We start from the raw sequence: 23130 nt of genomic DNA on the forward strand, positions 1-23130 counted from the left end.
CCCCGCCATTAATAATTGAACAGTGGGAAGGTCCGACTAGCGGTCGAATCGACTTTAAGCATTCTAAGCGTGGTATAGAAATTAAGACTGCAATCAATAAGTTAACAAAGACAATTAAAATTTCTAGTGAGAATCAGTTAAGACTGACCAATGCTGTTTCTAGTATATATCTCTATGTTTGCTTTGTAGAGCCGAGCAAAACTCATGGAATATCTCTGCAATGCCTTGTGGATAGGATCCGAAAAATAATCGCAAGCCGTTCTGATCGCATGCTATTAAAATTTAATGACCTTCTTGAGGATTTAAGGTTTAAAGAAGACGATTATACGGATAACTTCTTCTTTGTAGATAAAGTAGAGGTATATGAAGCTGGGGAAAAGTTCCCGAGAATACTACAGGAAAATCTTCCTAAGGGGATATCTCATGTTAGCTACAGTATAGACCTTACACATTGTACTGAATTTGAACGAGAAGTAGATAAGGTATTTGATTTGTAATGGGGGACTTGTTCAATGCTGGAGAGCAGACAAAGAAGTCAATTTTTGAAGGAATTTCTTGAAGAAATAGAAGAAAGAGCAGCGAAAACAGGCGTTTATCTAATCCCTTTTTTAGAAAAAATGCTGTTGTTTATGGAACGAGATATAGAGCCTGATATTTTAATTCCTCCATATATAGACACTCAAAAAAAGATTGCTGTCAATGCTTATTCATTTGATGAAAGCCAAAGTGTGCTTGATATGTACGTAGCATATTACAACTTTGATCAAAATGAGAATGATTTACTATCAATAAATATGACGACGCTCGTTGATTTAGCGAACCAGGCTAAACGTTTTATAACCAATGCTAAATCATTAGCTCAAACAATAGATCATTCCCTTCAAGCCCAAGAACTAGCTTTACTTATTTCTGAAAAATATAGTGATATAGATGAAGTGAACATTTTTGTCCTGACTAACATGTTCTATAATACTAATAAACCTATTGAACTTTCGATTCCCGGAATCGAAACTGTGAATGTTCAGGTGTGGGATCTAGATCGTATTCTTCAAATGATATTAGCTGAGCAGGGAATTCAAACAATTCATATAGATTTTGAACGAGATTTAGGACAGACTTTTGAAATGATGTATATTCCAAGTACCCAGCGTGAGGAAAATAAAACCTTTTTTTCATGCTATGTAGGATATCTACCTGCTGAATTGCTGGCAAAAGCATATAATCAATGGGGATCAAAACTCGTAGAACGGAATGTAAGATCTTTTCTGCAGGCAAAAGGTGGTACTAATAAAGGGATATTGAAAACATTAAAAGATCCAGATGAGCGGCGCATGTTTGTTAGCTATAATAATGGTATATCAAGTGTAGCTCATTCGGGAGATATTGAGAAAATACAAGAAGGTATTAATCTATACCGTATTAATGGACTGACCGGCTGGCAGATAGTTAATGGTGGGCAGACTACAGCATCCATTCACCAGGCCTATAAGAGTGGCGTTGATCTAACTGACGTGTATGTTCAGGCTAAATTGACTATTCTTCATATTGAAGCAAGTGAAGAGAAAGATCAACAGTTGCTTGAAGATGAGATGGTTTCAAATATCTCCAAATATGCAAATACACAAAATAAAATCAATAACTCTGATCTGTTGGCTAATTCAAGGTTTATGTCTGATTTAGAGAAGTTCTCTAGAGATACATGGATTCCGGCAAAAGATGGACGTAGAGCAGAGAGCAAATGGTACTTTGAGCGTGCAAGAGGTCAATACGCAGTTGATTTGAATAGACGGAAGCGCGGGAAGGAACAGAATGATTTTAAGAAGCAGTACCCAAGTAAAAAAGTGATTACTAAAGTTAATCTAGCTAAACATTTTATGTCGTGTGAAGGTTTCCCTCATGTATCAAGCAAAGGCGGGGAAGAGGCCTTTAAGCGGTTTATGGAGCACAATAAACAATATTGGAAATACGAAAAAGATCAGAATGATGATATTATTCCGTTGAGCGAAGTTACTCAGGAAGTCTATCAGCAACTTATAGCAAGGACGATTATTAATTTTCATGTAACTAATATTGTGGAATCTATGGGGCTTCAAGGCTATAGAGCCAATGTAATTTATTACACTACAGCTATGTTGATGCATATATATGGAGCCAGAGTTGGCCTTCTAGATGTATGGAATAGGCAAGCAATGTCAGATAAATGGGACGAGGTAATACGGATAATTGCAGAAAAATCATTATTTTACCTTCGCGATTCTGCAGGAGATCGAAATGTAACTCAATGGGCTAAACAAGAAGCATGCTGGGTTCAATTTAAAGAGGAATATACTAAGCAGCTTAGCAACATCATCTGAATTGCGTATAGTATAGTAAAACACTCAATTACCAAGCTGGTTAGCAGGTATTGAGTGTTTTGTTTATTTTTATGGATTATAAAGAAAATTAGTAATTAGCTTGGGAGGATTATGTATACGCAAATTAGGGGTAAGGATAGTAAGAAATAAGAAGAAAATTTGGTGATAAAATGAATGAAGATTCTTGCTTTTGGTGGGAACTGCTGGCTTGGTATTCTAATAATGGGCGACATCATTTTCCCTGGCGAAATACGAAGGATCCGTATCGAATATTATTGACAGAATTTTTGCTTCAGCAAACCCACGTACGTAAAGTTGAAGAAGTGTATGAACAGATATTGTTTAAATATCCTGACTTAAATGAATTAGCAAGAGCAAATATTGAAATAGTGGAAGAAATCATAGCTCCTATCGGATTAAGATACCGCGCTCAAAGATTAATAAATACAGCCGGCATAATTAGTACTCAGCATAACGGAAAAGTTCCAAATGATTATAAAGAGTTAATAAAGCTACCTGGTGTAGGTGACTATATTGCAAATGCTGTATTGTGCTATGCATATGACCATCCAGTTGTTCCAATTGATACTAATGTGATTCGACTCTTTACCAGATATTTCGGATATACATCGAATAATCCTAGACCTCGTATGGATAAAGAGTTAGCCTCAAAAATAAGGGCTCATTTCGAGGTGATGAAAAGCACACGAGAGGCTAACTTAGCAGTGCTTGATTTTGCGGGTGCAGTGTGTACTGCTAGAAATCCAGAACATTTACTCTGTCCACTGTCAAGACATTGCAAGTATTTCAATTCTTAAAGAGTTGAATTTTAACATTCATTTTCTCGTGAAAAGAACAATTTAACTTTACGAAAGAAAAAAAACAGTCGATTACACTTCGACTGTTTTTTTCTTTCGATAGTATTACATAAAATTAGTTTTATTTAATAACACATACAGAAATCAGAAACGGACTTTTCATTATAGGGTAGAAGAAAAAATCATGATATTAAAGAATATAAATGGAGGAAAAAGATGGTTAATATCGAATTAAGAAAAAAGAACTATACTTTTAGGCCTTTACGCAGAAATACACCTACTTTAATCCTAGGCCCAATAATTACTCATTTAGTATGTATTGCGGAAGAATTGGAGGTATTTTAGTGTCAATTTTTGAATTAAAACTTTTGCACAACAATAAAACGTATGCTTTGCCGCCTTGGATAAAATTTGCCTTTGGTCTTGGTTCATTTTTAAGTCGGGAAGGAGTGAAATATAACCGCCATACCAATATTGCAGTCTCGTTGCCTTCAGATCGATTTTTTGCAGTTTTTGCTGCTTGTGGGATTGCAGATAAAGCATTTTCTGAAAGAAAGCAAATCCGTTCAATACGAAAGCAAATCCTTGGACTTAATCCGGGCAGTCGAGTCATTCTTACACTCTCGGGGCAGACAAAAGAAGTTTCTGTTGTATCTGTAGAAAAGAACCCATATACAGATGAGATGCTTCTGTATGTCCAAGATGGAAGTGTTAAGCATGGGATACCTGAACGTTTATGGATGGAGTCTATTTTTTTATTAGATGAAGAATTTGATGAAATAAAACGAACTAGAAGAGTGAATAAGAACCTTGGTATTACCAGTCCACTAATTAATATGCTGTACACACAGACACAATTGAGCAAAACTCCTTTTTTTCCTGGACTCGAATTTTATTTCATTGGTAATAAAAGCATGACAGAAGAACTTTTAAGTATTACCTGTTTTAAGTATGGGAATGTAAATGGATCTTCTGCGGATTTTTTATATGTAGAAGGTTTAGAGAATAACAGTAGTTATACAAACGGAAAATTTATCTCTAGTCAAACCAAACGTTTAACTAATGATATTGACTCGAATATTCCTGTCATATATTCAGATATTGGTGGTTTCAGAAGACTATCAGGACACTTTGCTAATAACCCCAGCCTTATTCTACTCAGTCGCACGGATCATGGTAACCGTATTCTTGAAGCACAAGCTGAGATATCTCGAAAACTGGTTCAAAGAAAAGCTCAATTCATTACACGAGAACTTATTAAAGATTTAAAGGAAAATCATATTCCGATTCCACACAGTATTGAGATGATTGCTTGGAGGGAGAAGTAAATGTTACAGCAACTATCCTTTTTATATAGTTCCTCTAAAAGAAGCGTTCACCTTAGACATGTTCATTCCATAGAACTCTCCCAATTAGCCAAATCCCTCGATCAATTTCGGGTTGTACAAGCAACGCGGTACCATGATGATCGTTATGTACAGGATATCTTTGCAACACTTCGGAATGTATTCTATAAGCTATGTTCGAGTCTTCTTCCTTATCATGAAATCATTGATCAACCGAGCCAAGAAGAGTTACGAATGAAACTGGGGCAACTTAAATATCTATATCCGGATCTATTTACTTCAGCAGTTGTTCCAGTGGCAAAAGCGTTAAGTCAAGTTTTTAAGACACATCGAAATTATCTTACCGAAGAAATAGCTAAGATGGTGTATTATCATCGTGTTAAGGAACTTGCGATAGTCTTAAAGAAAGCTTGTACTTCTCATGAGCAACGTGCATTGTCAAATCAACTTAAGTATGTATATGACATTACATTTTTTACTGAAGCAGGTTTTCGCAATAATCTAGAGTCATATAGTCATGCATTTTTTATTGGAACACCAGCTTATTATGGAGATTGGGCGTCAAATTGCTTAAAAGCGGACACAACGTATTTTGTATCATACGATATGTTTACAAGCAAAATTGTAACCCGCTCTGTTATTCCTAATCAGCTTCCAAAAGGTCATCTGGTTAGTACTATTGGGAAAAACATCGAGTATGATGACGGATTGGAAAAGTCGTTTGCTATAGATATTGAACAACTCCAGTACTCTGCCAAGGAAGCAGTGCAGCGAGTTCTAGCTGATCAAGCCGAAAACGAATCATCAAATATGCAGTCTGTAGAAGCGAGTACCATCCATTTAGAAAATGAAAGATTTATCTTTGTCTCTAAAGACTCTAAGATCCGCACATTTCTCCCTAATATTACAAAGGATTTTGTTAAACAAATTCCCTTTCAAGACCTCGAGGAGGATTCATTTATCATTATTCGCAATGAACGTGATTCTAAATTGATTGCCGAAGTTGCGGATCAAGAAGTTTTAAAAGCAGATGCTCCACTTCTTCGAGCTATGCAAGTAGAGTGGAAACAGAGCCTAAATAAAATGGTAGGTGAAGGAGGTATTACACGGACGGCCTTACATTTATCTAGGCAAGGCATGACTACGGCGTCGCCTACTTCTCTCCGTATATGGTGTGGAGAAGAGAGCATTTGTCCACAAGAGCTTCCTCATCTTCTAAGTATACTCGGCTATGATAAGAATGAAGTTGAAAAAATCCACCTCGCAATGAGGAAAATTCATACTGCTCATATTTCAGCAGGACGTTACATCACTAATAAACTCATGAGTGAGTTAACATCCGATATTAGTCTGCAATTACTAGAGAAAGGGTGGTGTAAATTTACATCCAAACAGCTAAATGGAGCCTCATTCAATATAGAAAGAGTGGTTACTATAGATCATTCTAAGCATAGTGTTATGCCGTATAATCTTATGAAACTCTTTAGCTTTAATGATTAACTAATTGAAAGGATAAATATTATGGCTATTACATTGGAAGGATCATTAAAAAATAGAGAGAAGATAATCCAAAGCGTCAAGGACGAAATAATTGGGCCTGCTACTATAGATGAACGCTACAAAGAATTCAACGCTGTAGGAACAACTGTGTTTTCTTCATCTGAGGAGATGTATAAACCCTACTACTGGGTGGTAGGAAATGATAAGGAAGAGATTTTACAGAAGGAAACTCCTACTCAGAGATATGTCAGTGCTCAATTGTTTCCCGTATATATAAAAGACGAACCTCTCGTTCTTGATTCACAAGCTGCAGTGATTGAAGAAGCGGATCTTGCCGACAATCTAGCTGTACAAAATTTATTTACAACAGCAGAAGATATTGAATCTACGGAAAACGAAGGAGAAGCTGATCTATTTCCACAAGGCAATGATTTCAAGCCATCAGCGTTAGGGCTAACGTTCAGTATCGGGACTGATACACCCAGTTTAAATGTGCAAATCCTCGGAGGTATCTATATACCGCATACTGTAAGAGTTGAGAGTGATAGCCGTGGTTATGAGTGGTGGCTTAGAGAAGGTGTGTTAGGTGAGGTCACCCTAAATGTTGAAGAATTGTCTCGGAAAAAAGAAAATACTTTTTGGTTGGATATGAAAAACGGTGCGGGAATGCCAATTTCATATTTAAAAATACAACTTAAGGTTAGATTGAGAAGAATTAGTGATGTATTTGTTATTACAGTAAGTGTTACCAATAGATCTGAAACCGGTAGCATACGTAGAGATCAACTTATATTGTTCCAGTCAGAATTAAATATAACTTTACCAGAAGAACACATATTTACAAAATATCCGAAAACATATCAAATGAAAGAAACTATGAACGAGGACGAAACTTCCACAGAGCTTCTGTATCGTCAAGAAGGTGTTTATGCATTCGGTCATGGCTGTGCTGCAGAGTGGGATCAGGAAACAGAGTATGTTCAGCGTATCTACACAACGTTTATGCCTCAGTATGAAACGATTAGTATGACTCCAGATATTAGAACCGAGGATGGACCTCTCTTAATTAAGATGAGTGATATGGCTGGTTTATCAACAAAAAAGCACCCAAAAGAAATACTCCAACCACTAATTGATGGTTACAGGGATTGGATTGCTGGTAAGGAAGATTCCATACCTGAACTTCCTAATCAACTTCAAGCCGTGGCAAAAAAACATATGGATCATTGTAAAGACAGTTTGTTAAGAATAGAAAGGGGACATCAGCTTCTTGCAGATGATCAGATTCTGAAAGCATTTCGGCTTGCAAATCTAGCGATGCTGCTTCAGCAAGAAAATGGAAAAAACAAGCGTTCCGGTTGGATAGATAATAATGGCCTTCATTTTGATAATGCATTGAATGAAATCGTTAGAAATGAACAAAATTTAAAAAATGCATCTAACACTTGGCGAGCCTTTCAAATTGCCTTCATTCTTATGTCGATAGAAGGCATGGTGGATGAATCTCACATGGATAGGGAAGTAGTCGATTTAATTTGGTTTCCGACAGGCGGCGGCAAAACAGAAGCTTACTTAGGTGTAGCCGCATTTCAGATCATTCTTCGCCGACTTCGAAATCCTAAAGATGTTGGTGTTGATGTGATGATGCGTTATACCCTGCGTCTGTTAACTGCAGATCAGTTTCAACGTTCTTCTCGTTTAATCTGTTCTTTAGAATATATCAGAAAAACCAAGGAACCTGATCTTGGTGAACCATTTTCAATTGGGATATGGGTGGGATCGAAAACAACGCCTAACAAAAATACAGAAGCAAACGCTCAGCTATTACTGCTTCAGAAAAATGATCAGCATGCACAAGGATTCATTGTTAATAACTGTCCGTGGTGTGGTGCTGCTCTCGGTCATTATACAGTAAAAGGAGGGGGACAACAGTATTTTGGATATCGCATGGTCGATGGGCGTCTCGTTGTTCATTGCCCGGATAAAAGCTGCCTTTTTCATGATGAGCTTCCGATTTATATCGTTGATGAAACTATTTATGAAAAGCGACCGACATTTATAATAGGTACAGTAGATAAATTTGTTCAACTAGTATGGGAACCAAGAGCAAGAAATTTATTTGGCATAAATTTTGATGGAGAGCGCTTTGTTTCGCCGCCCTCGCTTATCATTCAGGATGAATTGCATCTTATATCTGGTCCTCTCGGTACATTGGCTGGTCTTTTTGAAGTACTTGTTGAAGAACTCTGCTTAAAAATAGTAAACGGACAGTCTATTAAACCTAAAATTATTGCGGCAACGGCAACGATTAAGCAGTACGAAGATCAGGCGCTTGCTTTATTTGGCCGTAAAACTGCACGGCTTTTTCCAAGCCCTGGTCTTGAGTATGATGATTCATTCTTTTCAAAGCCGGCTAGAGATCAAAAAACAGGAAAACTCATGCCTGGACGTAAATATGTTGGCGTTTACACTACGACAGTCCGGATAATGATGGCGCAAGTTATGACGTTTTCTGCAATTTCCCAAGCTGTACTAGAAATCGAACCTGATGAGAGAGATCCGTATTGGACACTGCTTGCTTTTTATAACACATTAAGGGAGTTAGGTGGAGGATTAACACTTGCTCAAACGGATATACCTCAATATTCTCGTGCATTAAAAAATCGAAGAAATGAAGCAGACAAGACGCGCTATACAAGTCATTGGATTGAGTTAACATCACGTAAGCAGAGCCACGAAATATCCAAGACGATTGATGAGTTAAAGACTCCTTATAATCCTGTGGACAACAAGAAGGCACAGGCCATCGACTTATGCTTAGCATCCAATATAATTGAAGTCGGCGTTGATATCGATCGTTTGTCAGTAATGGCCATTGTTGGTCAGCCCAAAATGACCGCTCAGTATATTCAAGTAAGCGGCCGTGTAGGCCGCCGCTGGACAGAGCGTCCAGGAGTCGTGTTTACACTATATTCTAATACAAAATCACGCGATAAATCCCATTTTGAACATTTTCGGGAGTACCATCAACGATTGTATGCTCAAGTTGAGCCGACCAGCGTTACTCCATTCTCTGATTCATGCATGGATCGGGGATTGCCTGCGATTGTGGTTGGATATTTGAGGCAAGCCCTCAACCGACAAATTTCTCGAGTGCCCGATTGGAAAGAGATTGAGCCAATTTTAGGAACTAATATTATTCCTTTCTATAACCGATTACATGAACGCGCAATGCTGGTTGATCCTGAGCAGGCCGAGGAAATGAAAAAACGATTTATGGCAGTCTTAAAAGATATAGAACACGGTGGGTGGACTTCATGGAAGGTAGATGCACAGGTGAGTGGATTTATGTATCCCGCTGGCACTCATATCCCACTTGCAATTCGACAAGGAGCCAAACAGATGATTAATTCCATGCGAAATGTAGATGCAGAATGTCGAGGATACATTACAGCCGTTTATCAGCAGACTGAAAGTCAAACTAAAAGTAGCTGGGAGGATTTATTTGAATGAAAGATCTACCACTGCGAAGAAGCCAGCTCGTAACAACATTTGGACCAGGGGCATTGGTTGTAAGCCCAGAGGGGGAAACGGCAATTATTGGCTCTCTCGATAAATGGTTTTACAATCAAGAAATGAAGAAGGTTGCGTCCTTTGATGAGTATGAGGTACAAGAGCCTAGGCTAAAGTCACTGTTGAATGTGAAAAAATTACTTTTACCTCCAGATTTCCGCCCAGGGTATAAATACAAAAAACAAGGAAGTTCGTTTGTACAAACGAACACTGATCTCTACATTCCACTTCTTCGGTTTCCCACATGGCATTTTTGCCCAAAGTGCAAAACCTTGCACCAGGCTCCAATGTCTAGTAGAACCAATTGGTTGGAATGCCGTGAATGTAATGATCGAAAAAAGATGATACAAGTTCCATTTGTTATTGTCTGCAGTCAGGGCCACATCTCAGAATTCCCTTGGCGTGAATGGGTACATTCCGATGAAAATGCCGTGTGTGGTGGTTCTTTAAAGTTGTTGTCCACCGGGGGAACTACTCTGGACTCTCTTAAAGTGAAGTGCAGTGGATGTGGGGAAGAACGCTCTTTGAGAGGAATCATGACTCGTGCTGAAACGGGAGATGATAATGGGATAAGTATGCTTGGACGCATGTTAAATAAAGATAAAGAAAAACTGTATCAATGTCCAGGGAATACTCCATGGTTTGGATCGGATAAGGATCGTGAGCCGTGTTCTTGTTACCCAATTGCTGTATTAAAGAATGCATCTAACGTTTATTTCCCTCGAACATTAAGTGCAATCCACCTTCCCGGTGAGAATTTGCAAGTTGAGGAGTTGCTAGAACTTTTTGAGGCTTACGGAGTAACTGTATCTTGGCTGGAAAGCTACGATAGCATTGAGAGTAAGGTTAATTTTGTTAGAAGAATATGTCCGCCGCATATTCAAGAATACAGTCTTTCCGATATAGAAACTGCTATTGCTTATGTTGAGAGTTCTGAAGAATTAGTCGATAGTGAAGGAGTTCGTGAACGTTGGGTGGAACGCGAACTGCGAAAGAAGGAATTTGAAATGCTTATAAAAGAAGTAAACACCCCAACTTTAAAGATTGCACCTGAGTGGGATCAGCATTCGTATGACGCTAGTAGACCAATAACACTTTTTAGTAATATTAACCGGGTGACAAAACTAAAAGAAACCATAGTGCTAACGGGATTTGGAAGGTTAGATACGGGAGAGCAGGAACTTGGATTGCAGACTGTAAAAAAAGGAAGGGAGCATCTTTTTAAGAATCCCAATCTTTCCGCAAACGACTGGCTTCCTGCATTTAAAGTGTATGGTGAGGGTATATTCTTTACTATTAATACAGAACAACTTCTAGCTTGGGAGAAACTACCTGGGGTTCAGAAATATTTTAACAAATTACTTCGTCGGTTTCTTCAAATAAACTCTAAGGTGTCTGAGGATATGATGTCACCAAGCTATGTTCTCTTGCATACATTGGCTCACGTGATAATTGATCAATTGGCTTTAACCTGTGGGTATAACTCGACATCGATCCGAGAACGGTTATATTTAGATAAAGACCAAGCAGGTATTCTTATTTACACTTCCTCTGGGGACAGTGAGGGAACCTTTGGAGGTTTAGTTCGGATGGGAAAACAAGACTCCTTTTTTCCTCTAGTGCAAGAAGCTATTGAAAGGGCTGGATGGTGCAGCTCCGACCCTATATGTACTGAAATAGGAATGGCTGACGGTCAGGGATTACATTTATTAAACGGTGCTGCTTGTCATAGTTGCTGTTATTTACCTGAAACTTCCTGTGAGTTAGGGAATTTATTCTTAGATAGAGTGCTTTTGGTCCACAAAGACATTGGATTCTTTAGATCATGGTAAATGTTGATTTCAGAAAATAAATACCTATAAAGATAGCTTCTGTATCTTATACCGTCTGATTACAGTTGATCGGTAAAACTGGATAATGAGCAGGTGGATTTGGCGAAGCGGGTGTTGGGGATTCACGGATCGGATAGATAGACATCCAAGCAATGGATGCGTTTAATTACTGACTTACATCGATAAACGAAAATAACCCACTCTTAAGGTTTACCGCCTAAGTGGGTTACTTACTCTAACTTGATTGATCTTGGAGGAGAAATCCCCACTCAAGATGTTTGTACTAGGGAGCAGCGGGCGGCTGCTCCTTATTTCTATTCTTATAGTCATGTGAAATAGTCGATTAAGCTTTGATATCTCTAATTTTTGTATTTGTATAAATATGAGCAAATAAAGGAGGCACTCAAGTGGAATATGCTGAACTAGTTCAAAGAGTAGGGTGGGGCGAGGAGTTCCAGTTTTATTATAAAAATGAACAATATTGGATTAGTACAAATGAGGAAGGATACTATCTAACAAGAGGGAAGGATAGTTATACGTTGAGGGGTTATTTAATGAAGGTCGAATTGATGGGAAGACTATCTTAGAGGTTTGGGATTTAATAGAAATCTAAGTTTATTAGAAGTTGCGAACGATGTTCAATTGCATGTTTATACTGACAGAGAGTGGGATGATGGACTCGGAGGGAAATGTGACTTATAAGTTTAATGGTTGCTATAAAACAATATTTGAACACCGTATTGAATATGAGAAAGAAATGCCAATCAAAAATTTAACCCGTGCATAAATGCCTTATTTCTTGCATGATGTGACAGTTGAGGAAGCTGATTAGAAGTATGGTGTAAGGATATTGAAATTAATAGGTAGGTATTATAGAGAAGGCTCTTTCCATCTGGTTTTATAAGTAGGAATGAGCTTTTTGTATGTCAAAAAAAGAATTATGCATTTGAAATTTATGATGGTAAAAAATCAACCAAAATACGCTATGATGATTAAGGAAGACTGCCTTGAAAGAGACCTGGAAGAAGTGGAATGTTATGAAATGATCTGGCATCAAAAATATGATGTTGAATCCTAACTTGCCGCATACGAGATAGTTGTATGATTACTTTAATGGGGGGATTTATATGAAAAAAATGTGGTTGGTACGAGCTGGTGAAGGGGCATATCTGATTCATGAGTTTATAGAAAAACAAGCAGTAGCGATTGGATGGTCGAAGCTAGAGAATATAGAATCTATTCATACATTACAAGAAGTCAAGAAGCTACTTAAAACAAACTACCCCGAATATAAAGATGGCAAAATCAATATCACTGCAGGTCAAATATTACGATTTGTCAACGAGTTCAATAAGGAAGACGAAGTTGTCACCTACAATCCGGAAGAACGTCTTTATCATCTAGGAAGCGTTATATCGAAATATGAATATAAACCTGGGTTTATCACTGACAAACCTCATGTCCGTAACGTTATATGGAAAGGAACTGTATCCAGGGATGTGTTATCGGCTGGGGCAAGAAATACACTTGGTTCTATTATGACGATTATTGCTATTCCAGAAGAAGTACGTAAAGAATTACATGAGCAGATGAATAGTGGTAGTAGAGACAATAAGCGAGGAAAAATCACTTATGAAGAGGCTGAGCCAGAGTTCGAGGAAGAAGCGGACGAACTTGAAATGATCAAGGAAGATGTTATCGAGAAGTCCAATGAATTTATTAAGGATAAAATCGCAAATTTAGATTGGGAACAGATGCAGGAACTTGTTGCCGGGATTCTTAGAGGGATGGGTTATAAAACCCGCATATCTCCAAAAGGTCCTGATCGGGGGAGGGATATTTTAGCGTCTCCAGATGGATTGGGTCTAGAGGAGCCAAGGATTATTGTGGAAGTTAAGCATCGTTCAGGAAACATGGGTGCTAATGAAATTCGGAGTTTTACAGGGGGACTACGTTCTGGAGATCGCGGCATTTATGTTTCTACAGGTGGTTTTTCTAAAGAGGCAAGGTATGAGGCTGAAAGATCCATCAATCCAGTATCTTTAATTGAACTTGATCTACTGGTAGAGCTGGTAGTTCAGTATTATGATCAGTTTGATGCAGAGACTAGAACTCTTATTCCGTTAAGAAAGATTTATTGGCCTGTGTAGTACTACACATTTTGATTAGAGAATTCCCCATATAAAGGATGAGACAACGTGCCAGTTTACAATAAGCTAGTTCGAGATTTTATTCCTCAAGTTATTAATTCGGACGGGAAACAATGTCGCACACGTATTTTAGATGAAGAAGAGTATAAGAAAGAACTGAATATAAAGCTAAAGGAAGAATCAGAGGAGTACCATACTGCTCAGACTTCAGAAGAAGCATTAGAAGAGCTTGCAGATATGTTAGAGGTTATACGATCTTTGGCTGCCGTTCATGGTGCGACATGGGAAGAACTTGAAGCTTTGAGGAATAAGAAGGCGGAGAAACGCGGTGGATTCAAGGATCGGGTGTATTTAATCGATGTCGACGACAACGCTTAATGTCAAACTGATCACATAGCATTTAGCAGATGATTTATGAACAGGTAGATTTAGCGAAGCGGGTACTAGGGATTTATAGGGTGTAATCCTGAACTGAATAATGACCTGACAGGACTGGTTGTTTATTTTTGTTTAAAAAAGAATTGAGTTATAGTAATGAATATAATCTCGAACAGTCTGTTCAACGATGGCTGCGAGAAGTTAATAGGGATTTTTGAAAGGTTAAGGTGCTACTAAGATTATGACTACACTATCTGCACAAGAAATGCCGCTGCATAAAGTTTTCTCAGATGATTATTTATTTACTATACCTGCTGTTCAGCGGCCATACTCATGGACTACTGATCAGGCGGGCGAGCTTTTGGACGATTTATTGCAATTCATTGAAGAGAATGAGATTACAGCTACTAACGTGACTCAGAAGCAAGAACCCTATTTTTTAGGTAGTATTGTTTTAGTAAAGCGTGAGAAACCTGACTCAGAGGTATTAGATGGTCAACAAAGACTTACCACATTGACTATTTTACTTGCAGTTTTGCGAGATGCATTAGGTGGAGAGTATGCTTCAAATATCGAAGCTATGATCCTCCAAAAGGGAAATAGAATGTTAAATAAGTCAGATATGTACCGGTTACAGCTTCGGAATATCGATAATGATTTTTTCAAAAATAATATTCAAATACTCGGATCCACCTCCAAACTTACTCCTGAAACACCGGTAAAGACGGATAGTCAGAGAGCCATAAAGGATAACGCGTTATTCTTTATTGAGAAGTTGAATGAATTAAAAGAAGAAACCATTCAGAGCTTACCTAGCGTCATAGCAACCTTATGTTATCTTGTTATCGTCTCTACCCCGAATTTTGACTCTGCTTTCCGCATTTTCACCGTGCTCAATGATCGTGGGCTTGACCTTATGATGAGTGATATCTTTAAGGCAAAAGTTATTGGTGATATAAAAGATAACCAGAGAGATTATCACACCCAGCGATGGGAGGATGTTGAGATTTCCCTGGGGAGAGATCATTTCAACAAGCTGTTTGATCATATTCGAATGATTGTTCAAAAACGTAAAGGTAGTGCCAATTATAAGGAAGAATACCACGAAATTTTTAAGAAAATCAGCGGTTGTGAGTTTATTGATGAATATCTAATTCCTTATGGGGATATATTTCAAAAAATTATCAATTATAGGGCTTATTATAATGATCCTGAAATTGTGAAAATATTGAGTTTGCTCAATCGGATTGATAATAACGACTGGATTCCACCTGCTATGTATTTTATGAAAAACTATAAGTACGACAACACGAAGCTATTAAAGTTTTTATCGCGCTTAGAGGTATTGGCTGGAGTAGGCATGATCTTAAGGAAGAATTTCAATTGGAGGATGTCGAAATATTCTCTAATCTTAAGGGAAATGGAACAAGGAAAGGATTTGTTTTCTAAAGAGTCTTCTATTGAGGTCGTGGATGAAGATAAAAAAGAAGTCTTAGAAAAGCTAAAAGGTGATGTCTATACGGATTTGAAGGATACAGCTAGAAGGTATGTTTTGCTTCGTTTAGACTCACTTTTGACCAACGGACAACCTTATTATGACCACTCTGTAATTACCGTAGAGCATGTATTGCCGCAGAACCCCAAGCCTGATAGTGAATGGTTAAAGCATTTTGCTCATCCGGAGGAGTATGTTCATAAGCTTGGGAATCTGGTACTGCTTACTCGGGCGAAGAATTCGCAGGCGAGAAACTATGATTTCCAGAAGAAGAAAACTTCTTATTTTCAAACAAGTAATGGAGTCAGCTCATTTGCTCTAACTACTCAGGTTATACAAGAGACGGAATGGACTCCGGATGTTTTACTTTCGAGGCAGAATAAGCTAATTAAATTGCTAGAGAAAGAATGGGAATTGTAATTTATCCGATAGACATCCAAGCAATGGATGCGTTTAATTGCTGACTTACATCGATAAACGAAAATAACCCACTCTTAAGGTTTACCGCCTAAGTGGGTTACTTTCTCTAACTTGATGATTTTGGAGGAGAAATCCCCACTCAAGATGTTTGTACTAGGGAGCAGCGGGCGGCTGCTCCTTATTTCTATTCTTATCTTAACATACCCCTTTTTAGTCCTCAACGACAACAATAGTCATGTAACACACCGAATCATAACCCTCATACGGATCAAGATGGAAGAATTAAAGATGGATTTAAACAACATGCTGAAATAGTTATTATTGATGGTAGAGAGGCAGGACTTACAAAAGAACAAGCACAGCATATTATTGACCGTGCTAAGGGGACATATTCTGATAAGCGACTTCCAGGGATAGTAGAAATATGGACAAACGATGGGAAGGTAACTAATTAGGAGGGATATCTAACACTTTCAATACCTGATCCTAAGAAAGAAGTATGGAGATGTATTAACTGCGAAAGAATTTACGTTTTTAACGAGGATAATACAGTTAGTAAAGTCTATATAGTAGAAGAACAATAAAGGAATTTGTAACCTGGACAAAAGATTGTACAATACAATCAACAAAGCAAACATTAACAACCTAAACAACTTGATTAGTATGAAAAGCTCCTCCCACTTTTGAATTATGGTAGGGTATGGAGCTTTTTGTATGTGACGGATTGTCAATCTAAGTGCGACATCTCTTCCATGAAGGTTTCTATATATCGAAAACTCTGATTTCTTCATTAATCCGGTTTGTCGAATTCCATTCGGATAAACGAAAAGCGCTTGGACCCTAATAAGTCCAAGCGCTTGTTTAATTAGCTATAGATATTTCAGCATTTTGCAAAATGCTATTTGTTTGCATTTACGAATTCAGCGGATTTAATACCTGCTTGACGACCGAAGATAATGATGTCTGCAACAGAGTTGCCGCCAATCCGGTTTTGTCCGTGAAGGCCGCCTGTAACTTCACCCGCTGCAAAAAGGCCAGTAATTGGCTCGCCGTTTTTATCTAGAACTTCAGTGTTTGTGTTGATTTTTACGCCGCCCATCGTGTAGTGAATCCCTGGCGCGATTTTGATGGCATAGTATGGTGCTGTGGACAGATCGTTATCAATACCTGTAGTTCTACCAAACTCGGCATCGTCTTTGTTTTTCACATGATCGTTCCATGTATCCAGTGTAGCTTTTAGATTATCTGCTGGAACATCCAATTTCTCAGCTAAAGCTTCGATGGTATCTGCTGAAATGACAAAGCCCATTTTCTCATATTGTTCAACCGCTTTTACACGGCTCTTAACACCAGAATCAAAGATGAGTGTAGCTGATTTTTCAGGAAGTGCATTGATTGCAGCTGTCACTTTATCGCGTGTATCCAGCTCGTTCGTAAATCGTTTGCCTTCTTTGGAAATGAGGATCGCTCCTTCTCCGCGAACGGCTTCCCCGATCAGATAGGATTTTTCCTGTTGTACCGTTGGGTGAACCTGAATTTGATCCATATCAACCGTCGTACCGCCAAGCGCTTCAATCATCTTGATACCGTCACCCGTGCTGCCTTCTTGGTTGGTTGTTACAGAGCCTTCCAGATCAGGTCTGACATCAGTGATCATATCCATATTTGAGCCGTATCCGCCGGTTGTTACGACAACGGCATCAGCGGTAATGTTTTTCTCGTCTGTCTCGTTGAAGACAACTTTAACTCCGTTTACTTTTCCGTCCTTTTGCGTAATTTCTGTTACTTTAGCATTGACGAAAAGAGGAATCTCTTGTTCTTGTACATTTTTGAGAAGTCCATTTACAAGGTATTGTCCAACCGCGGATCCATCCTCAGGACGATGAGTGCGCTTCTCGCTCATTCCTCCGGTGATCGTAAGATTGTTCAATCGAATGCCGATGGAATCAAGCCACTCAATCGCATCAGCGGAATTGTCAACGAAGAAACGCAGCATTTCCTTATCGTTAGTGTTTTTACCGCCTGCTAAAGTCTCTTCATAGAATGAATCATTGCTGTCATTTATGCCTTGTTCTTTTTGGAATTTCGTTTCAGAAGCATTCATCCCTGATGAAGATTTTAATGTATTACCGCCCGCGACCGGCATTTTCTCGAAAATAACCGGATTCATGCCATTAGCCTTGGCTTCAAGAGCAGCTGTCATTCCAGCGCCGCCGGCGCCGACAATAATGACATCATATTGATCCTTCAATTGATCGATCGGAGTGTAGCTTGCTTTGGATGCACCCGTTGTCGAATCCGTTTCCTCTTGCTTGTTGGCCGTGTTCTCCGCTACATTGCTGGTACCGGTGCCGTTACTGCTGTTGTCCTCACTGCTGTTCCCAGTGCCGCATCCTGCGATGATAAGCATTACTGAGAGAAAGAGGACTAGGACTGATGATAATTTCTTTCTCATGGTAACCCCCACAATATCTTTTTAGTGTCTTGAACGAACGAAAAAACCGAAAAAAAAAGGAAGTAACATGGTTTCGGTACTCGCTCATCCTTTTGGACATCAGAAAGTATAGCATTAATCATTTCATTTGTGAATACTTTCACAATATCTTAAAATATCACCTAAGGCTCCCTTATAACTTACAGTAGTTGTACCAAGATTTCCTTTCCAAAGTTCATTCGATTATTCATGTCTCTTCTAAGACTGAAACGAATCCGAATACTTCTGCCCTTGCACAAGAAATAAAAAGCCAAACTGGAGCCCACTCCAGTCCGGCGGTAAAATTCCATCAATTCCTTGGCTTTACCGACATTGCCTTTATGGATGACCATCAGGATATTGAAATCCACCTGATGGTTACGCAGATGCTCAATGCCAGCCATTACGCGATTATAACTGCCAATACCGACGGAATTCACCCTGCGGGAATCATGGATCTCCTTCGGACCATCCAAACTGACGCCGATTAGAAAATTATATGTTTTAAAAAATGAAGCCCAGCGGTCGTCGATCAGTGTTCCGTTTGTCTGCAAGGAGTTGCTGATGATCGTATTCGGAGGAGCATACAAGGCTTGAAAATGAATGACCTCTTCAAAAAACTCTTATCCGGCCAGCAAAGGTTCTCCGCCTTGCCAGGCAAAGATTGCGCTGCCCTGGCTGTGCTGCATGTAATCTTTGATGAATTTATCCAATACGGCGGACTCGATCCGATTGATCTTAGGTCCCGGCTTTCCCCCGCAGGTACTGTAATAGCAATAGTCGCAAGCCAGATTGCAGTCTTCCGATACGGTCTTCCACATAACTCCGATTCCGGAATTACGGTTTGTCATACAGCTGCTCGACAAAATAATCCCTCGTCTCCATTTATTTCAAGCGATATCACCCTGTTCAGATTACGTTAAAATCATAAAACAATTCATCACATAAAAAAAACTGCCGCGGTTCATTCCGCGGCAGTTTTGCTTTTTGAATCCATTCTGCTTCCTTACCCCTTCACGGATCCGATCATCATCCCTTTGACGAAGAACCGCTGCAGGAAAGGGTACAGCGCCAGAACAGGGACGCTCGCGACCATGATCAGCGCATATTTGATCAGCTCCGCATAGCGCTGGGCCTCCACGATGGACTCCGGGTCGACGATGGCATCGGCACCGTTTGCGGACATCTGGCTGGAGATGAGGATGCTCCGGAGAATGAGCTGGAGCGGGTACAAATCTGAGCTCTGCAGATAGATCAGCGCACTGAAGAAGGAGTTCCACTGTGAAACCGCCGTAAATAAAGCCATGACGGCAATGATCGGAGCCGACAGCGGCACCGCCATTTTAAAGAAAAAGCGGAACATGGAGCAGCCGTCCACCTTGGCAGATTCCAGCATCTCCTCCGGCAGCGAGCTCTGAAAAAACGTCCGCACCACGATGACGTTATAAGCCGAAGCGGCGGTCGGCACAAACAGCGCCCAGATCGTATCGATCATGCCCAGATTTTTGACGATCATGTATGTAGGAATCATTCCCCCACTGAAGAACATGGTGAAGACGAGGAGCATCATGATGAAATTCCGGCCTACGAGTTCCTTGCGGGATAAGGCATAGCCGCCGGGAATCATAATCGCAAGGCTTAACGCCACATTTAGTATCGTATAGAGAATGGTATTGGCGTATCCTCTCCAGACATCGTTATTTTGCAGGATGATGCGGTATCCCTCCAGCGTAAACCCCTTGGGGAAAAAGGTGACACTCCCCGAATTGACCGCTGTCGGTTCGCTGAAGGAAGAGATAACGATGAAATACAAGGGATATAACACGATCAACAGTATGACGGACAACAGCGTATAGTTGCATAAATCAAAGACTTTATCCGCCCGGGAACGAGCGATTCTCGATGTGTGGTCCATGGTATCCGTTTTAGCCACAGGCGTCCCTCCTAGAACAAGGTTTGCTGCTTCATTTTTTTAGCCAGCTGGTTGGTTGCGAGCAGCAAAATCAGGTTGATGATGTTATCGAATAGTCCAATGGCTGCGGAATAGCTGTATTGCGCTCCAACGAGACCCGTTTTGTAAACGTACGTCTGAATGACCTCGGAGGAATCGATATTCAGGGAGTTCTGCATGAGCAGCACCTTCGAGAAGCCCAGGGAGGCGAAATGCCCCATTCTCAAGATGAGAAGAATCATAATCACGGGCATGATCGTTGGCACGTCAATGTGCCGGACCCTTTGCAGTTTATTCGCTCCGTCCATAATTGCGGCCTCATGAAGCTGCGGATCGACAGCCGTCAAGGCCGCCAGATAGATGATCGCGCTCCAGCCTGTGGTCTGCCATATCTCGGAGATGACATAGATCGGCTTGAACCAGTCCGCTTCTCCGAAAAAATTGATCCGATCGCCGCCGAAGAACGCGATCATATTGTTGATCATCCCGGTCCGGGGGTTCAGGAAAATGAACATCATACCAACGAGCACAACGGTTGAGATAAAATGCGGGGCATAGGTAATGGTCTGCGCCCATTTCTTGAACCGTAGCCGGGTGACCTGATTCAGCATCAGAGCAAAGATGATGGCAATCGGAAATGCAAAGACCAGTTCATACAGATTAATAAGCAGGGTATTCTTCAGTGTGTTCCAGAATTGATAAGACTGAAAGAAACGTTCAAAATGCTCAAAGCCTACCCACGGACTGCCCCATATGCCGTCAACGGCCCGGAAATCCTTAAATGCAATCTGGAGCCCGTACATCGGGGCATATTGAAATATAATGAAATACAGTATGAGCGGCAGCAGCAAAACATAGAGCTGCCAGCTGCGAAGCATCCGCCTCCACAGCGTCGCCGTCTTCGGTTTGGCTTCCCGTTTGATCTGTGCGAGCGGCGCTCTTTCGATTTTGGTGTTCATGTTTATCGACCGTCCTTTATGTGGCGCAAGTCAGAGAACGACTTGCTTGACTGAATGCTTGGGAGCCGGCGGTTATTATTTGGCCAAATTCGCTTTGTTCGTGTCGTAGCCGTCCTGATACACCTGAATGTAATCCTTCAGACCCATCTTGTTCAGCGTGTTCAGGTAGTTATCCCATTCTTCGTCGATGCCGCCTTTAGCGATCCACTGGGCTTCCATTTTGCTTGTGTAGGTTTTAATATCCGTCTGATAGCGCTCGATGCTCTTATACTGGGCGTCGGTGAACATGATGTTCGGAAACACCCATGGCTTCATATAGGGAATCAGCGCCTCGTACCACTCGTCGAAGTCGGGGTCCAGCTCGCCGGGTTCTGCTTTCGGAAGACGCTGCTTTTCCCGCATTTCCTGGGAGAAGCCGTAGACAAAGTTATTATAAGGCGTCTCTTTGACCTTCCATTCACCGGCGGTATAATTGTCCGGGTTCGGGATAATGTCATAGGTTCCGTCATCCAGCTTCTTCAAGCGGTTCGGACCTTCACGGAGCTGCATCGACATTTCGGGATCATACGCCCGGTCCACCCACCGCATGGTCGCCTCAGGATATTTATTGACCTTTGTGATGACGAACATGCCCGGCGTCATCTGCAAATTGTTGCGAGGAGTGATCTGATGTCCATCCGGTCCCTTAAGCGGGATCATCGGTGAACCGTAGTCCCACCGGTATTCTGCGTTCGTAATCTGGTCCGCACTCCATGCGAAGAAGGCGCCGACCGACGCTTTTTGGCCGGAGGAAATTTTGGCGAACATCTGGGTTGAATTCTGCGTCATCGTATCGGGGTCGATCAAGCCACTCTTGTACAGCGAATGCATGTACTTGACCGCGTTCTTGTATTCTTCTGTCGACCGGACGAATACAACCTTGTCATCCTGCACGATGAACGTTTCATCCAGCGTGTTGAAGGAACCGAACAGGTTGCCGAGCCCGTACTGCCCGTCGCCGAAAACACCGGTCATCGGGATTTCGTTATTCGGATTGCCGTCTCCGTCCATATCCTGCTCCTTGAAGGCCTCCAGTGCCTTCTTGAGCTCATCGGTCGTTTTTGGCATATCCATGCCGATTTTCTTCAGCCATTCCTTGTTGATCCACAGCGTGTTTCCGTCGGCATGCTTATACTCCGACATGTTGGCCATTGGAAGAGAGTAAATATGTCCATCAGGGGCCGTAATCGCCTGTCTGACTTCCGGATACTTGTTCAGGAAGTTCGTAAGGTTCGGAGCATATTTCTCAATCAGATCCTCCAGCGGAATAAACATTCCGTCCGCACCTCCCGTGACGACCTGCGAACTGCTGAGCTCCAGCAGGACATCGGGAAGGTCCCCGCTCGCGATAATCAGATTGCGCTTGGTTGTCCAGTCTGTCCCGGGCGAAAGGCTCCACTGAATCTCGACGTTGGTTCCTTCATTGATAGCCTTGATGGTCTCCAGCTCGTTCCAGTTGGTTCCTGTCCGTTCATCGTAAGTGCCGGCGATGGCCAGCTTGATTGGCTTCTCCACAATCGGCAGACCCGTCTCATTAAATCCCGCCAAACTTGACTCTCTTTTCGAATCGCCTCCGCCACAGCCTGCCAGCAGCAGGGCAGCGCTCATTAAAGCGGCAGCCGCAGTTGTACTTGTACGTTTCATACGATTTCTCACAATCCGATCCTCCTTAGGGAATGGTTTAGGACTAACTCGGAAAAGCGCTTACATACATGTTAGCAACGTCCCCCATTTTGCGTCCATGCACGTTCTTTTCCCTGTACATGTACTTTGTTTCAGTAAAATCTTTGCCCGTTGACAATTTTCCCTCAGCTGAAACAAAGTGCATCCCGGATGAAGGAA

Annotated in this window: 19 protein-coding genes; 13 read left to right on the forward strand and 6 right to left on the reverse strand. The window is 40.8% G+C overall.

Annotated features, from left to right (window positions below; translation table 11 throughout):
- The 13 genes from BN1234_RS11215 to BN1234_RS23195 all read left to right on the forward strand — a co-directional run.
- A partial coding sequence (locus BN1234_RS11215; protein WP_156337198.1) for a PD-(D/E)XK motif protein occupies positions 1–497 on the forward strand: 497 nt, incomplete at its 5' end.
- A gap of 15 nt (positions 498–512) precedes the next feature.
- A complete protein-coding gene (locus BN1234_RS11220; RefSeq protein ID WP_054956756.1) occupies positions 513–2354 on the forward strand; it encodes an AIPR family protein in 1842 nt (613 codons plus the stop codon).
- Between the two features lie 170 nt (positions 2355–2524).
- Positions 2525–3172 (forward strand): iron-sulfur binding domain-containing protein, encoded by a 648-nt coding sequence (locus BN1234_RS11225; RefSeq protein ID WP_054956757.1) that lies wholly within the window; start codon positions 2525–2527, stop codon positions 3170–3172.
- A gap of 344 nt (positions 3173–3516) precedes the next feature.
- Positions 3517–4500 carry a hypothetical protein gene (locus tag BN1234_RS11230; RefSeq protein ID WP_054956758.1) on the forward strand — a complete coding sequence of 328 codons (984 nt, stop codon included), beginning with the start codon at positions 3517–3519 and terminating at the stop codon, positions 4498–4500.
- Between the two features lie 252 nt (positions 4501–4752).
- Complete coding sequence (locus BN1234_RS11235; protein WP_156337199.1) at positions 4753–6018, forward strand: DISARM anti-phage system protein DrmE domain-containing protein; 1266 nt, start codon at positions 4753–4755, stop codon at positions 6016–6018.
- A gap of 21 nt (positions 6019–6039) precedes the next feature.
- Positions 6040–9531 carry a helicase-related protein gene (locus BN1234_RS11240; protein WP_054956760.1) on the forward strand — a complete coding sequence of 1164 codons (3492 nt, stop codon included), beginning with the start codon at positions 6040–6042 and terminating at the stop codon, positions 9529–9531.
- Positions 9528–11423, forward strand: coding sequence for an MrfA Zn-binding domain-containing protein (gene drmB / locus BN1234_RS11245; RefSeq protein WP_054956761.1), 1896 nt, complete (start codon positions 9528–9530; stop codon positions 11421–11423). Before BN1234_RS11240 ends, drmB begins: the two co-directional genes overlap by 4 nt.
- A 407-nt stretch (positions 11424–11830) precedes the next feature.
- Complete coding sequence (locus BN1234_RS11250) at positions 11831–12010, forward strand: hypothetical protein (RefSeq protein ID WP_245640150.1); 180 nt, start codon at positions 11831–11833, stop codon at positions 12008–12010.
- 86 nt (positions 12011–12096) lie between these two features.
- Positions 12097–12210 carry a PIM7 family immunity protein gene (locus BN1234_RS23190; protein WP_503121319.1) on the forward strand — a complete coding sequence of 38 codons (114 nt, stop codon included), beginning with the start codon at positions 12097–12099 and terminating at the stop codon, positions 12208–12210.
- Between the two features lie 340 nt (positions 12211–12550).
- Positions 12551–13573 carry a restriction endonuclease gene (locus tag BN1234_RS11255; RefSeq protein ID WP_082423166.1) on the forward strand — a complete coding sequence of 341 codons (1023 nt, stop codon included), beginning with the start codon at positions 12551–12553 and terminating at the stop codon, positions 13571–13573.
- Between the two features lie 48 nt (positions 13574–13621).
- Complete coding sequence (locus BN1234_RS11260) at positions 13622–13951, forward strand: nucleoside triphosphate pyrophosphohydrolase (protein ID WP_054956762.1); 330 nt, start codon at positions 13622–13624, stop codon at positions 13949–13951.
- Between the two features lie 241 nt (positions 13952–14192).
- Complete coding sequence (locus BN1234_RS11265) at positions 14193–15866, forward strand: DUF262 domain-containing protein (RefSeq protein WP_245640151.1); 1674 nt, start codon at positions 14193–14195, stop codon at positions 15864–15866.
- Between the two features lie 476 nt (positions 15867–16342).
- Positions 16343–16450 carry a DUF8617 domain-containing protein gene (locus BN1234_RS23195; RefSeq protein ID WP_503121320.1) on the forward strand — a complete coding sequence of 36 codons (108 nt, stop codon included), beginning with the start codon at positions 16343–16345 and terminating at the stop codon, positions 16448–16450.
- Positions 16451–16764: 314 nt separating this feature from the next.
- Here the strand turns inward: BN1234_RS23195 and BN1234_RS11270 are convergent, their stop codons facing one another.
- The 6 genes from BN1234_RS11270 to BN1234_RS11290 form a co-directional block, all read right to left on the reverse strand.
- Positions 16765–18321, reverse strand: coding sequence for a flavocytochrome c (locus BN1234_RS11270; RefSeq protein ID WP_054956764.1), 1557 nt, complete (start codon positions 18319–18321; stop codon positions 16765–16767).
- Positions 18322–18500: 179 nt separating this feature from the next.
- Positions 18501–18929, reverse strand: coding sequence for a radical SAM protein (locus BN1234_RS22750; protein WP_370733907.1), 429 nt, complete (start codon positions 18927–18929; stop codon positions 18501–18503).
- A gap of 33 nt (positions 18930–18962) precedes the next feature.
- Positions 18963–19205 (reverse strand): 4Fe-4S cluster-binding domain-containing protein, encoded by a 243-nt coding sequence (locus BN1234_RS22755; protein WP_245640153.1) that lies wholly within the window; start codon positions 19203–19205, stop codon positions 18963–18965.
- Positions 19206–19345: 140 nt separating this feature from the next.
- On the reverse strand, positions 19346–20254 hold the full coding sequence (locus BN1234_RS11280; protein ID WP_054956800.1) for a carbohydrate ABC transporter permease: 909 nt from the start codon (positions 20252–20254) through the stop codon (positions 19346–19348).
- Positions 20255–20283: 29 nt separating this feature from the next.
- Positions 20284–21249: an ABC transporter permease gene (locus BN1234_RS11285; protein ID WP_054956765.1), complete on the reverse strand. Its 966-nt coding sequence runs from the start codon at positions 21247–21249 to the stop codon at positions 20284–20286.
- A 75-nt stretch (positions 21250–21324) separates the two neighbouring features.
- A complete protein-coding gene (locus tag BN1234_RS11290; protein ID WP_054956766.1) occupies positions 21325–22944 on the reverse strand; it encodes an extracellular solute-binding protein in 1620 nt (539 codons plus the stop codon).
- Positions 22945–23130 lie beyond the last annotated feature (186 nt).

It is taken from the genome of Paenibacillus dakarensis, from assembly GCF_001373415.1.
Taxonomy (GTDB): Bacteria; Bacillota; Bacilli; order Paenibacillales; family Paenibacillaceae; genus Paenibacillus_AQ; species Paenibacillus_AQ dakarensis.